We start from the raw sequence: 13,840 nt of genomic DNA, 5'->3' as shown, positions 1-13,840 counted from the left end.
AATAATACCGCTGTGGGCGGTGAGATCAGGTTAGCGATACAGATTACAACGTATAGGAAGGCAGAGCTTTATCCAGCTGCCCAGCCAGCAGGGTCTCGATACGATCACGTACGTTATGATCCTGCTGCTTGAAATGGACACCAATCCCCGGCATGCGCCGTCCAGTCACCCCTTCAGGCGAAACCCAGGCCACCTTGCCGTTAATCACCAGCCGCTCGTCATCCCCCGGCAGCGTCAACAGCAAGACAAGGGACTGACCCAGTGTATATAGCTTCGGCGTTGGTACGAAAATTCCTCCGCGTTCCAGAAACGGCATATAGGCCGCTAACAGGGTCGGTATATCAGGAATATGTAGTGATAATGCTTTATGGGTTGTCATGGATGGCAACTCCTCATGGCGACTTATGAGCGCAGCAGGGCCGCCCAACGTACCAGCCATGCTTCCAGAACCAGTTGCGGGTTGGGGTTGGCGCCAACTGCCAGCAGCCGCCGTTGTTCGCGTGCGTAATCCAGCAGGCGAAACCAATCCTGAACGCGCCCGTTTTTCAATGCCTGACGATAAAGCGGAATCAGGTCTGCGTTGTGCAGGCCTGACTCGTTGCCCGAAAGACCGAAGCGAATCAGGTCTTCAAGCCAGGCAATACCGTACCACAGGATAGCATCCAACGCCTGACGGTCGAGCCGAGCCGCTTCGCTGACGGGCTCGGCACCGCGCATCAACTGCTCAAAACTGTCATGCAGCTGATGACGCAGCGCACGCTGTTCGGGGGCGGCCAACTCGACGGCTAAAAGGGGCAAGCCACCCGACACTTGCCACCAGAAATGGGCGTCTTCTTCGTTATGCAACTGCTCAATCAGCCAGCCGCGACAGTCCGCAAAACCTACGGTTGGCAACGACCACTGCTGGCAGCGCGAACGGATGGTGGGCAAAAGCCGCGAAGGCACATCCGAAAGCAAAATAAACAGGGTTTTATCGCCGGGCTCTTCCAGGCTTTTGAGCAGCGCATTGGACGCGGCAATGTTCATGGCTTCTGCCGGTGATATGACAATCACCCGATAGCCACTTTGCTGGGCCGTCTGGGAGACAAACCGGTTGACCTCGCGGATCGGGTCGATACGGATCTGACGCTTCCCCTCTTCCGGGGAGATACGTAAAAGATCCGGGTGATAACCAGAGGCCAGCATTTTGCAGCTATGGCAGTGCCCACAGGGGCGCTCCGCCGGTTGAGCACACAGCATATGGGCAACCAGCGCCTCAGCCAGACGCTGTTTGCCAACGCCGTGCGGCCCGTGGAGCAAGAGCGCATGCGGGAACCGCTGACCTTGCTGCATGCGCATCAGTTGCGCCCAGACGTGCTGATGCCAGGGCAGTATCGAGGTCATTGGTGCCATGCTGCCACCCGACTGGCCAGCACATTGGCGATAGAGGCTTGAACCGCCTCCAGCGGATGTGCCGCATCGATGACAGCAAAACGTTGCGGGGCCTGTTGAGCACGCTCAAGGTAGGCCTGCCTGACGGCGTTAAAAAACTCCTGCTGTTCGCGCTCGAAACGATCACGCTCGCCGCCGGATTGCGACAAGCGTGACGTCACCCGCTGTGAACCTTCATCAGCAGGCATATCCAGCAATAACGTCAGGTCGGGCTGCAGGCCGTGTTGAACAAAGTGTTCCAGCGTCGCGATGCGTTCGGCGGCAATCCCTCGCCCGCCGCCTTGATACGCATACGTAGCATCTGTAAAACGGTCACACACCACCCAGGTGCCCTGCGCCAGCGCCGGTAGAATCTTTTCGTTCAGATGCTGGGCCCGAGCTGCAAACATCAGCAATAGCTCAGCGTCGGTGCTCAGCGGCTCCTCAGGCACCGGGTCAAGCAGCAGTTCGCGCATGGCTTCAGCGCGTGGCGTTCCGCCCGGCTCCCGCGTGCTGATTACCGGATACCCCTGTTCGCGCAGCCAGCTCACGACCATGTGTAAATTGGTTGATTTGCCGACACCTTCGCCACCTTCCAGGGTAATAAAACGCCCGCGCTGCTTCATGATTGCCTCATCTACGTTCACTGCCTTTGACGCCTGACTACTTTCAGTTATCACGGTTACGGATATAGCGGTTGACGGCGTTGTTATGTTCTCGCAGGGTGCGCGAAAACTGATGTGTTCCATCACCTTTGGCCACAAAATAGAGCGTTTCACCCGGCAGCGGATTGACAGCCGCTTCCAGAGACGCGCGCCCTGGCATGGCAATAGGGGTGGGTGGCAAGGCATCAATCACGTAGGTGTTATACGGCGTTTCTTCACGCAGATCCGCGTAAGTGATGCGACCCTCGTAGCGTTCACCCATGCCATAGATCACTGTCGGATCCGTCTGCAGGCGCATGCCGCTCTCGAGGCGACGCTTGAAAACACCGGCAATCTCACGACGCTCCTGGGGGGCACCGGTTTCACGTTCGATCAATGAGGCCATAATCAAGGCTTCATAAGGAGACGCCAACGGAATATCTTCCTGGCGCTCCTCCCAGACCACCTGAAGCAACCGATCCATTTTTTCCAATGATTGGCGCAGTATATCCACATCACTCATGCCCAGGTGGTAGCGGTAGGTATCCGGGAAAAACCGCCCTTCCGGGTGTTCGTCTTCGCGACCGAGTAACGCCATGACATCAGCATCGCTCATGTCCACCGTACGATGCTCAAGCTTGGGTGAGGCATCCAGCTCAGCGCGCATCTGACGAAATGTCCAACCTTCCGGTATGGTCAGGGTATAAGTGACCACATCGTTGTTTTCAAACATCGCCAGCAGGTCACGCCCCTGCATATCGGGCAGCAGTTCATACTCCCCCACCCGTATCGGCGGCACCTCATCAGGCGCCAGGCGCGTCAATAACTGGAATGCCCAGGCATCACTGATGATGCCGCGGTCACTCAGGTCATTAACCACACGGTGAAAACCTGCCCCCGGCGGCACTTGATAAAGAGTAGGTGCATCAACGGCCAAAGGCGCATCCAGACGACTCTGCCAGTAATAATATCCACCTGCTCCGCCTAGTGCGGCCAATAAAACGACGCCTAGCAGTACAGCCAATAAACGTTTCAAGACGCCAGCTCTCCTGATAATGAATGCGGTATATGTCTTTCAAGACTCAAGTAAAAACTGCTTTTAAAAACCGTTCTTAAAAACTGTCTTTAAAAACCGTTCTTAAAAACCGTTCTTAAAAACAAGAAATCGTCGCTACGTTTGATACCCCAACAGGGAGTGAGCCACCGGTTGGAGGGGGTCATCAGCGGCAATAGGCAGACGATGCTGAACCTCACCCTCAGCTGATACCAACGCTGTCACCGGCCACACGCCCTGTACGGAATTGCCTACCCATAAATGTTCGACGGCCGTCAGGTCATTTATTGACAGTGACCCCACTTGTACCCACTGTTCCTTTAACAGCGCCGCGCGCAACGTTCCCGCAACGCCGCACTGCTGCAGGTCTGGTGTCCAAAGCTTACCGTCCTGCTGCCAGAAAAGATTCATACTGGTGGCCTCGATGACGTTACCCTGCTGATCCGCAAGCAATCCTTCGGCAATATCATCACGCTGCCATTCACGGCGCGCCATGACGTTTTCCAGCCGGTTGAGGTGTTTGATTCCCGCCAGCGCTGGCTGTTGACCAAGGCGCATGCGACAAAGGCACACCGATACTCCCTGCTGCCAGCGCGCTGGAGCAGGCGAAAAAGGCGAGCGTTGACTTAACAGACGCGTCACCGGCTCAGCGGGCGAGGCGTAACCTCGGCCACCACTCCCTCGCGTAACGACGATTTTCAGCACCTCAAGCCAGGCCGATTGGCCAGTTTCAGCACTGCTGGGGGCGGCAGCCTGCCAGGTAGCCTCCAGTGACTGATCCGAGGGCGGTGTTATCCCCAACACTTCACAGCCACGCCATAGCCGAGCACGGTGAAAATCCCACAGCACCGGTTGGCCATTACGTAGCAACAGCGTTTCGAACACACCATCACCGTAGGCAAAACCGCGGTCATCAAACGGTACCGTGGGTAAAAAAGCCATCTACGCCCCGCTTACATCAAACGCCTTGTCAATCAGACTTTCTTGAACAGCAAGGACCCATTGGTGCCACCAAAACCGAATGAGTTGGACAGCGCCACGTCAATTTTCATGTTGCGTGCGGTGTGCGGCACGTAATCGAGATTGCAGCCTTCCTGCGGATTGTCCAGATTGATGGTTGGCGGCGCGACCTGGTCACGAATGGCCAGCACGCTGAACACAGCCTCAACGGCACCGGCGGCGCCTAGCAGATGCCCAATCATCGATTTGGTGGAGCTTACTGCCACCTGCCTGGCGGCATCTCCCATCACATGCTCAATCGCGCGGCTTTCAGCAAGATCGCCAGCCTGGGTAGAGGTGCCATGCGCATTGATGTAATTCACATCGGCTGGTTCAAGCTGTGCATCACGGATAGCATTGCGCATCGACAGAGCGGCACCGTTGCCATCTTCCGGCGGGGACGTCATGTGATAGGCGTCATCACTCATGCCGAAACCTACCAGCTCAGCGTAGATGTGCGCCCCCCGAGCCTTGGCATGCTCATACTCTTCAAGCACCAGTACACCGGCACCGTCCGAGAGTACAAAACCATCTCGATCGGCGTCCCATGGGCGGCTGGCAGCCTGAGGGTCGTCATTACGGGTTGATAGTGCACGAGCGGCCGAGAACCCTCCCAGACCCAAGGGCGTCGTGGCCATTTCAGCACCACCACATACCATGATATCGGCATCACCATAAGCAATGGTACGCGCGCTGTAACCGATATTATGAGTACCCGTCGTACAGGCCGTCGTAATAGCAATATTAGGGCCTTTGAAGCCATGCTGAATGGCAAGATTGCCCGAAATCATGTTGATGATCGAACCCGGTACGAAAAAGGGCGAAATGCGCCGCGGGCCACTGTTCAACAAGGCGAGATGATTGTGTTCGATCATCGGCAGACCACCGATACCGGAACCAATCGCTACACCGATACGCTCAGCGTTCTCTTCAGTGCACTCAATGCCTGAATCCGTAATTGCCTGAGCACCGGCAGCCATTCCGTATTGAATAAACAGATCCATCTTGCGCGCTTCTTTTGGATTCAGGTACGGGCTAATGTCAAATGCCTTGACCGAACCACCAAAACGCGTGTTTAAGCCGTTGGTGTCAAAATGTTCAATGGGAACAATACCACTGTTACCCTCAGTGATATTTGTCCATGATTCATCGACAGTATTTCCTACAGGGGTCACCAGGCCTAACCCAGTTACCACTACCCTTTTGCGTGCCATTCGTTTTCCTCCAGGCATCCATGGTGACTTGACCCGTCCAGGTTCTGCTGCACCTGTCAATCACTTGAATGAGTCAGCAATATTGCGCTTAACAACTAAAGATTGCGTTACATTGCCACAGATCGACAGTATAACGAAATTTAACCGCCACTTTTTGCCATTCCAGCATGTACCATTCGAACGTTTCCATTTGAACGTTTCCATTTGAACATAGGCTGAAACAAGAAAGCCGCCCCAAATAAGGGCGGCTTTTCATCAGGCGGTTAAGCCGCCTGGGCTCATGGCATCGACGCCACCCTTACTGATGGGTGTTAACGTAGTCGATAGCTTCCTGAACCGTGGTGATTTTTTCAGCTTCTTCGTCAGGAATTTCAGTATCGAATTCCTCTTCCAGCGCCATTACCAGCTCGACCGTGTCGAGAGAATCAGCACCCAAGTCTTCAGTAAAGGAAGATCCATTCTGGATGTCTTCTTCTTTAACATTTAGGCGCTCGGCCACGACTTTTTTAACGCGCTCTTCGATTGTACTCATTAACGTACTCCAGTTATTCACATTAGCCGTTCAAAAAAACAGCCAGTTGGAAACCGCAAGCCAAAAGCTGCGGAGTAGTTTATAGACGCCCCTTGATAGACGCAACCGCGAAAATCAAAGGCATCATCGCATATTCATGCCACCGTTGACCTGTAGCGTCTCTCCGGTGATGTAACCCGCTGCATCACTGGTCAGAAAACCAACAGCAGCGGCTATCTCTTCCGGCGCACCCAGGCGCGCCAAAGGAATCTGTTTCAGCAGCATTTCATGCTGTGTTTCTGGCAATGCCTGGGTCATATCCGTCGCGATAAACCCTGGGGCAACATTATTAACGGTAATGTTCCGCGAAGCCACTTCCCTGGCCAGAGAACGGCTAAACCCTTCCATACCCGCTTTCGCTGCTGCGTAGTTGGCCTGCCCCAGATTACCCATGGCAGCCACAACAGAACTGATCGACACAATACGACCGAAACGCGCTTTCGTCATACCCCGAAGACAGGCCTTACTGACACGGTAGACTGACTTGAGGTTGGTATCCAACACATCATCCCACTCGTCTTCTTTCATCCGCATCAGCAGGTTATCACGAGTGATACCGGCGTTATTGACCAGAATCGTCGGAGCACCAAACTGCTCGGTTACCTGCTTAAGAACACTGTCAATGCTGGCCTGGTCGTTAACATTCAGGCACATCCCCACGCCTTCAAAACCTTGCGCTTTAAAGTCAGCGTCAATTTTTTCTGCGCCAGCGTCGCTGGTAGCGGTACCCACCACAATGCGCCCCTGGCGAGCCAACTCATGTGCAACCGCGCGACCGATTCCACGGCTAGCGCCGGTTACCAGTGCTACTCTGCGTTCTTGAGTCATCACGTAAAGCCCTTTATAGAATTGTGTCTCGACTCCGATCCCGATCAGCGAACTGTCTCGTCGCTGCCAGCTAGCGTTTCACGCGCCAGCTCCAACGCAGCGCTCAAACTGTCAGGATCGTTAACCGCCAAGCCTTTGCTTCCCCGCACAATACGCTTATTCAGACCCGTTAGCACCTTGCCTGGGCCACATTCGATGAAGGTCCGAGCGCCTTGAGCGCTCATGGCCTCCACGCAGTCAGACCAGCGCACCGGCCGGTAAAGCTGCTCAACGAGGCGTGTGCGCAACGTTTCCACATCCGCATGCGCCTGAGCATCAACGTTCTGAATCACACGGTAACGTGGGGCTCGCAGCTCAATTTCCTTCATCGCTTGCGAGAGACGCTCTGCAGCGGGTTTCATCAAGGCACAATGCGAAGGAACGGATACAGGCAGCGGCATAGCCCGCTTGGCACCCGCTTCCTGACAGGCAGCAATCGCTCTTTCCACGGCAGCTTTCGAACCGGCGATCACCACCTGCCCAGGGGAGTTATAGTTAACGGCGGAGACAACATCCCCTTGGGCAGCTTTTTCACATGCAGCTTCTACCGCATCATTTTCAAGCCCGAGAATGGCGGCCATACCACCTTGACCCGCCGGGACGGCATCCTGCATTGCCTCACCGCGCAGGCGAACCAGTTTGATCCCTTCAGCAAAGCTGATAACACCGGCACAAACCATGGCACTGTACTCGCCAAGGCTGTGACCTGCCATCACACCCGGTCGTGGCCCTTCAAGCTCCTGCCAGATGCGCCAGATAGCCACACTGGAAGCCAGCAGTGCCGGCTGAGTGCAGGCGGTTGCATTGAGAGACGTTTCCGGACCTTCCTGAACCACTTTCCAAAGATCGTACTTCAATGCATCCGCTGCTTCTTCAAATGTGGTTCCTACTACACTGTAGCGCTCGGCCAGCTCTCTAAGCATTCCCAGCTGTTGAGAGCCTTGCCCGGGAAAAATGAGGGCAAGGGGTTGAGACATGTCGTTCACCTTTGCTCTTGTTGGCATTTGCTCATAATGAGCGATAGACACCGGTCGATCAATTTGCACATTGGACAGGTGTCGTAAAGCACATACTCAGATACGCTTTACGTTAAAAATCCTGCGCACAACATTACTTTCCGTGCTGCTTATAACCAGCAGGCAACTGTAAAAGGCGCTCTGAAAGTCGTTCAGGCAACTTTCGAGTCACCTCTTCAATGGCGCGAATAACGGCATAGCAGAATCCGTCGGCATGGGTCGCACCATGACTTTTGATCACTGTACGTGACAGACCCAACAGACTCGCACCATTGTAACGAACCGGATCAAGCTCCTGCTTGAGTCGCTTGAGTGCTGGCCTGGCCAACAACCCTACCAGACGCCCACTCAACCGGGATTCAAATGTCGCCTGCACTCGCTCGACCAGCATGCGAGCCAACCCTTCACTGGACTTAAGCACTGCGTTCCCTACAAAACCATCACAAACCATCACATCAAGATGGCCTTTGAACAGGTCACCACCTTCAGCATAGCCTTGATAATCGAACGGCAACGATGCTCTCATCTGGCGTATCAGCGCGTCGGCCTCACGCACTGTCCGCCCACCTTTGGTAGCTTCTACGCCTACATTAAGCAGGGCAACCTGAGGCGCAGCAATGCCGTCGACGCATTGCGCCATCACTGCCCCCATCAATGCAAATTCTACCAACCGCGTGGCAGGCGAATCTACATTGGCACCCAGATCAAGCAGATAACAGCGTTTACCGTTACGTGTCGGGATCGATGTGCTGATAGCGGGACGGGTAATTGAGGGTAGAGTGCCTGTTTCCCGGCGCGCCAACGCCACCAGGGCAGCCGTATTGCCAGCACTGACAGCAGCATCAACCATGAAAGACGGGTCAGGTTGGACAAGTGAGCGCAGCATCTTTGCCATGCTCGTCTGCTGACCGTGGCGTAATGCCCAGGCGGCCGTCGCATCAGACGACACAACTTCGCTGGCATCACAGACCACCATACGCGATCTTGCCGCAGCCAGGGGCTGCGGCAAGCGCGTAAGCTCAGCAGAAATCTGCCGACTCGGGCCATACAGCAGTAACTGAGTATCAGGATACAGGCACGCAGCCTTGGCTGCTCCTTCAATGATGGCCGGAGGACCTAAGTCCCCGCCCATAACATCAATCGCAATACGCACGTTAATGAGCCATATCTAGTGGATCACCATTGCCCGGCCAGAGCGGCGGATGTTGCGAGCGTTATACCTCGACCACTTTACGGCCACGATAGAAACCGTCTGCCGCCACATGGTGACGAAGGTGAGTCGTGCCGGTTTCTTTGTCCTGAGACAAGGTCGGTGCGCTCAGCGCATCGTGGCTACGACGCATACCGCGCTTGGAACGGGTTTTACGGTTCTTTTGAACTGCCATGGGTAGTTACTCCAGGTGTATAGAAAAAGACTATTTATTGCCTTTTGTCGTGCTGTCGTTTTTCAACGCACTCAGAACGGCAAAGGGATTTTTTGCTGATGAAGCGGTGTCACTGACTTCATCAGCATTGCTGACCAGCTGTTCTGCTGAAACACGACAATCCTGCTCGTCGTGATAGATAACTTGCGGAAGGCTGAGAATTAACTCGTCTTCCACCACGGTCAGCAAATCAAGCTGTTCATTTTCCACTAACACGGGCTCATGACTCGCCGGCAATTCGCCTGCAAGCGCTTCATCGCTGATCATACCGAGCAGAAAATGGCTTTCAACCGTTTCCAGCATGGGTTCCAGGCAACGACGACAGGCAAGCGACAGCTCCGCTTGCAGGTGGCCACGAATTTCACGACGTCCTTGGGCATTGATAGCAAACTCCAGTACCACATGGCACTCTCCGGTTTGCTGACCGGCTTCTTCAGCCAGGCGCGCCAATGAATCAAGCGCAACCGTGCCTTCCAGACGTTCATGGCGGGCTGCAAGCTTATAAGGCTCAACCCGGCTAGGGATTTGTGAGGTCAACATAGGCGCGCAATGATAGGCACTCCCCCCGCCGCTGTCAAAGCCAGCACGACATTTCTTACAGGTAGGCGCGCAAGGCGCGCTTGTTTACACTACACAAAACGCTTCTTTCTTACCGTTTTCGCCACAGGGGTTCCATCATGTCAGCTAACTGTCCGCTCGTGCTTGCGTCTAGTTCCGCCTCCCGACGCGGCCTCCTTGACCGCCTGCGCATCCCTTATCAAGCGCATTCACCGGACATTGATGAAACACCGCGCCACAATGAATCGCCTCGTGCGCTCGTTCATCGCCTGGCACTGAGTAAAGCGCAAGCGGTCGCGGACGACTTTCCCAATCACTGCATTATTGGCTCTGATCAGATCGCCGTCTTTGAAAACGATATTCTGGGCAAACCGCATAGCGTGGAAAAAGCCTGCGCCAATTTGCGCCGTTTTTCAGGCCAACGCGTGACTTTTCTTACCGGCCTGGCGTTGCTTGACACCCGCCAACAGCAACACCAGGTGCATATCGAGGATTTCGAGGTTGTCTTTCGCCCTCTTTCGGATGCCGAGATTAATTACTATGTTACCCAGGAACTGCCTCTCGACAGCGCTGGCAGCTTTCGCATGGAAGGCCTTGGGATTGCACTGTTTGAATCACTGAAAGGCAAAGACCCCAACGCCTTGATTGGCTTGCCTCTGATCGCCCTGTGCAACATGTTGCGCCAGGCGGGCATCAACCCGCTTGACGCTAGCACCTTCTCCAGTTAGTGGGCAGCGTTACAGACCTGAGCCTGATGGCAACTGAAACGAAATCGGCGAAGGCGATGTGCTAACGCCCAACCATTGGGCAGCGGTTTGAGCAAAGCGTCGCGTAAAGCGCTCGAACGGATCAATAGCAGGTGTGTAGTCTTCCCACCGGGACTCGTCAAAATACTCACGCGACAGTGACTCCAACGAGTCAAGGCGGTCGATCAGACCCAGCTCGATCGCCTGCTCGCCACTCCAGATCAAGCCCGAAAAGATCTCGTCGTTATCGCTTAGACGCTCACCACGCCCCGCCATCACGTCATCGATAAACTGCTGATGCGTGTTATCCAGCACCTGTTGCCAGAACGCTGCAGTGTCTTCATCCAACGGCTTGAAAGGATCCAGGAATGCCTTGTTTTCACCCGCAGTGAACACACGGCGCTCAACTCCCAGCGAATCAATGGCGCGCTCAAAACCAAATCCCGCAAAAATCACCCCGATGCTGCCCACCAGACTTGCCGGTGAGGCGGCAATCTCATCGGCCGCCGACGCAATGTAATAAGCACCACTGGCCCCAAGATCTTCAATTACCGCGATAATCGGCTTATCACCGGCCTCTCGCAGGCGCATGATCTCTGCGTAGATACGCTGTGACTGCACAGGGCTGCCACCTGGGCTGTTAATCTGTAATACCACTGCTTCGGTCGATTCGGCCGACCAGGCACGATTTAACCCCTGGATAAGGCGCTCTGCATTGGCAGGTGAATCACTGGCAATCATACCCTCTACCGACACAACCCCCAGGTGAGGCTGAGAAGGCATGGCGCGTCCGGCACCCGCAAACATAGCGCTGGAAAAACCTAACCATAATGCTGCCAGCAGGATAGCAACGAAAATAAAGCGGAAAAACAGTTTCCATCGCCTGCTTCGACGCTGCTCCGTCAACACCCCACCAATCCAGCGGTCCATCATTTCCATCTGCATCAAACGCTGACGCTCGATCAGCGTCTGGGCATCGTCGGAATTGGTTGTGTGCTCAGAGGCGTCAGGGCGCTCCTGCTTTTCAGACGCAGTGTTTTGCGTCCACGGGTCGTAATCCGGCTTGTCAGGCTCTTTGGGTGATTCGTCATCACGCATGGTCATTCCTTATTCAGGCTTCCAGTTCACGGTTCAGCCAGTCGAATAGCCCATCAACGTTGTGGGCAATAAACTCCGGCTCACAAGCCTGCAAGCGCTCCACGCTATGCACGCCGTAACTCACGCCGACACGAGGCATGCCCAGGGCACGCGCCATCGCCAGATCGTACTCGGTATCGCCCACCATCACCGCGCGTTCGGCCGGTAACGACAGCTCTTCCAACAACTCGCTGAGCATTTGCGGATGAGGCTTGGAGCGGGTTTCGTCCGCTGTACGGCTTGCATGAAACCAGTCGCCGCTGCGGGTCTGCTCAAATACGCGCGCCAGACCTTTTCGGGTTTTACCGGTCGCCACTGCCATCTTAAGCCCGGGACGTTGCCTCAGCCCTTGAACGTGCTGCTCAACACCCTCAAAAAAACGCATCGGTGTGGTATCAGCATGCACAAAATGGTGGGCATAACACTCGCGAAGCCGACTTGATTGTGCATCAGTGATTCCTGGAAACAACATCGCCACGGCTTCAGGCAAGCCCAGGCCGATAATGTTTTCAACGGCCTTATCACTTGGCGCAGGCAGCTGGGCGTCCCCGGACGCCGCGCGCATACAGGAAACGATTTTCGGCACCGAGTTCATCAAGGTGCCGTCCCAATCAAAAATTACCAGTTCAAAACGCATAGGTAGGTCCACCAACATTAATTAGCGACGAGCGCGATGCAGAATGGTTTCCAGCGCGTCAGGCAAGGCTGCCTTGACCGTCACGGGACGCCCATTGCCCGGCTCAGGAAAAGTTAACGCGCGAGCATGCAAAAATAATCGCCCCACGTCCATACGCCGGGACAGCTGCTCACTGTCTCGGCTAGGATACTTGTCATCGCCCAGCAACGGATGCCCCGCATGGGCAGCATGAACGCGAATCTGGTGGGTTCTGCCAGTGACCGGTTCCGCTTCAATCAGGGTGGCTCGCTCGAACGTTTCGACCACCGCAAAGCGTGTACGCGACACCTTACCGTTGGGGTCAACCCGAACACGTCGCTCGCCGTTACCCGCATCGTAACGGTCCAGTCGCGCGCTAACATAGCTCTTTTTGGCGGGCCAGCGACCACTAACCAGCGCAAGGTAGCGCTTTTCCATGGCGTGCTTTTTAAGGGAGTCATTCAGCGTTACCAGGGCATCGCGAGACTTCGCCAACAAAAGGCACCCTGAGGTATCGCGGTCCAGCCGATGCACCAGTTCCAGAAACGACAGGTCATCGCGTACCTGGCGCAGCGCTTCAATCAAGCCTATCTTGACACCACTTCCCCCATGCACCGCCAGGCCTGAGGGTTTGTTAAGCACCAGCCAGTCGGGCCCTTCCATGATCACACTACCCAGCAGGACATCACGCAGATTGTCACTGACTTCCTTGACAGCTTCACGCGGGGCAAGCCGGAGAGGCGGCACACGCACCAAGTCTCCTCCTTGCAGCCGGTAGTCGACTTTGACCCGCTTTTTATTGACGCGCACTTCCCCCTTTCGCACGATGCGATAGATCAACGCTCTCGGGGCGCCCTTCAAACGTGTCATCAAGAAATTATCGATACGTTGCCCGGCCTGTTCGGGGGCAATCTCAACCCATTGCACTTCACGCCCTTCGGCCATGCGCCTGCGCTCCTGCTAAAAGAACCAAAAGCGGCATTCTAGCCCAGACGCGAACGTATTGCGTCAATTGCTGGCACGCGGCTTTACTGTTATATTCCAGACTGCTCACCCGCTGACGGTTACTGAAAGCTGGCAATCAACCTCTGACCTTCTGTTACCCATGTGTCAGGCGTAAGCCCAAGAGCCTTCAGCCGTGGTAAAAAAGCGCCTGCTCGACCAACACGCAGGCCTGAGCGAAGCGGAAATGGCTATGTACGCATGGGCATAAGCGCTGATAAAAAATTGTAGGTCTCTGTCGCTGACCTCGGTTGGTTGGCAGTTAGAATTAATGTCTAGCCAGTAACAACGATGCCGCTAAACAGTAAAACGTAGCGAAAAGCAAAGTGTTCAATAGACAGTAAGAATCTAATGAAAGTATTTAATGAAAGTAGCTAACGAAAATAGCTAACAGATGAAATATACGCCACGTCGGTCAGTCATGCGTTTCAATGTCATAAAACGCCTGACTACCTGACGACTAAGTTCAACGTTGTGCCGGTAGCCAACGTTGGCAAATCGATGAATGCCAGGTGTTGGCGGAGTCAGCAGGGCCGGATGGAT

The 13,840-nt window shown here is 54.9% G+C and carries 16 protein-coding genes; 1 reads left to right on the top strand and 15 read right to left on the bottom strand.

The genetic code is table 11. From position 1 onward, the window contains the following. Window positions 1-43 precede the first annotated feature (43 nt). The 12 genes from ACU6TU_RS06335 to ACU6TU_RS06280 all read right to left on the bottom strand — a co-directional run bounded on the left by ACU6TU_RS06335 (window position 44) and on the right by ACU6TU_RS06280 (window position 9,739). Window positions 44-379 carry a PilZ domain-containing protein gene (locus tag ACU6TU_RS06335; protein WP_447143716.1) on the bottom strand — a complete coding sequence of 112 codons (336 nt, stop codon included), beginning with the start codon at window positions 377-379 and terminating at the stop codon, window positions 44-46. A gap of 23 nt (window positions 380-402) precedes the next feature. Then, window positions 403-1,383, bottom strand: a complete 981-nt coding sequence (locus ACU6TU_RS06330; RefSeq protein ID WP_447144196.1) for a DNA polymerase III subunit delta' — start codon at window positions 1,381-1,383, stop codon at window positions 403-405. Continuing rightward, the gene (gene tmk, locus ACU6TU_RS06325) at window positions 1,380-2,036 is read right to left on the bottom strand and encodes a dTMP kinase (RefSeq protein ID WP_447143715.1); all 657 of its coding nucleotides are present in this window, start codon (window positions 2,034-2,036) and stop codon (window positions 1,380-1,382) included. The genes ACU6TU_RS06330 and tmk overlap by 4 nt, the downstream gene beginning before the upstream one ends. A 43-nt stretch (window positions 2,037-2,079) precedes the next feature. Then, on the bottom strand, window positions 2,080-3,090 hold the full coding sequence (gene mltG, locus ACU6TU_RS06320) for an endolytic transglycosylase MltG (protein WP_447143714.1): 1,011 nt from the start codon (window positions 3,088-3,090) through the stop codon (window positions 2,080-2,082). A gap of 135 nt (window positions 3,091-3,225) precedes the next feature. After that, entirely contained in the window at window positions 3,226-4,050 is an 825-nt protein-coding gene (gene pabC / locus ACU6TU_RS06315; protein ID WP_447143713.1) for an aminodeoxychorismate lyase, read from the bottom strand. Between the two features lie 32 nt (window positions 4,051-4,082). After that, window positions 4,083-5,321 (bottom strand): beta-ketoacyl-ACP synthase II, encoded by a 1,239-nt coding sequence (gene fabF, locus ACU6TU_RS06310; RefSeq protein ID WP_447143712.1) that lies wholly within the window; start codon window positions 5,319-5,321, stop codon window positions 4,083-4,085. 298 nt (window positions 5,322-5,619) lie between these two features. Then, the gene (gene acpP / locus ACU6TU_RS06305) at window positions 5,620-5,853 is read right to left on the bottom strand and encodes an acyl carrier protein (protein WP_447143711.1); all 234 of its coding nucleotides are present in this window, start codon (window positions 5,851-5,853) and stop codon (window positions 5,620-5,622) included. Window positions 5,854-5,976: 123 nt separating this feature from the next. Then, window positions 5,977-6,720, bottom strand: a complete 744-nt coding sequence (gene fabG, locus ACU6TU_RS06300; RefSeq protein WP_447143710.1) for a 3-oxoacyl-ACP reductase FabG — start codon at window positions 6,718-6,720, stop codon at window positions 5,977-5,979. A gap of 44 nt (window positions 6,721-6,764) precedes the next feature. Next, window positions 6,765-7,736: an ACP S-malonyltransferase gene (gene fabD / locus ACU6TU_RS06295; protein WP_447143709.1), complete on the bottom strand. Its 972-nt coding sequence runs from the start codon at window positions 7,734-7,736 to the stop codon at window positions 6,765-6,767. Between the two features lie 133 nt (window positions 7,737-7,869). After that, the gene (gene plsX, locus ACU6TU_RS06290; RefSeq protein ID WP_447143708.1) at window positions 7,870-8,928 is read right to left on the bottom strand and encodes a phosphate acyltransferase PlsX; all 1,059 of its coding nucleotides are present in this window, start codon (window positions 8,926-8,928) and stop codon (window positions 7,870-7,872) included. Window positions 8,929-8,989: 61 nt separating this feature from the next. Next, the gene (gene rpmF, locus ACU6TU_RS06285) at window positions 8,990-9,160 is read right to left on the bottom strand and encodes a 50S ribosomal protein L32 (protein WP_087109291.1); all 171 of its coding nucleotides are present in this window, start codon (window positions 9,158-9,160) and stop codon (window positions 8,990-8,992) included. 30 nt (window positions 9,161-9,190) lie between these two features. Beyond that, window positions 9,191-9,739 carry a YceD family protein gene (locus ACU6TU_RS06280; protein WP_447143707.1) on the bottom strand — a complete coding sequence of 183 codons (549 nt, stop codon included), beginning with the start codon at window positions 9,737-9,739 and terminating at the stop codon, window positions 9,191-9,193. A gap of 137 nt (window positions 9,740-9,876) precedes the next feature. Between ACU6TU_RS06280 and ACU6TU_RS06275 the strand changes: the two genes are divergently transcribed. Beyond that, window positions 9,877-10,485, top strand: coding sequence for a Maf family protein (locus ACU6TU_RS06275; protein ID WP_447143706.1), 609 nt, complete (start codon window positions 9,877-9,879; stop codon window positions 10,483-10,485). A 9-nt stretch (window positions 10,486-10,494) separates the two neighbouring features. Here the strand turns inward: ACU6TU_RS06275 and sppA are convergent, their stop codons facing one another. Genes sppA through ACU6TU_RS06260 form a run of 3 tightly spaced genes read right to left on the bottom strand, consistent with a single transcriptional unit; the run spans window position 10,495 to window position 13,240 of the window. Continuing rightward, window positions 10,495-11,601, bottom strand: a complete 1,107-nt coding sequence (gene sppA, locus ACU6TU_RS06270) for a signal peptide peptidase SppA (protein ID WP_447143705.1) — start codon at window positions 11,599-11,601, stop codon at window positions 10,495-10,497. Between the two features lie 13 nt (window positions 11,602-11,614). Beyond that, entirely contained in the window at window positions 11,615-12,277 is a 663-nt protein-coding gene (locus ACU6TU_RS06265) for an HAD family hydrolase (RefSeq protein WP_447143704.1), read from the bottom strand. A gap of 21 nt (window positions 12,278-12,298) precedes the next feature. After that, a complete protein-coding gene (locus tag ACU6TU_RS06260; protein WP_447143703.1) occupies window positions 12,299-13,240 on the bottom strand; it encodes an RluA family pseudouridine synthase in 942 nt (313 codons plus the stop codon). Window positions 13,241-13,840: the final 600 nt, after the last annotated feature.

The sequence above is a fragment of the Halomonas sp. LS-001 genome (genome assembly GCF_052983955.1).
This window is presented reverse-complemented; position numbering and strand designations above follow the sequence as displayed.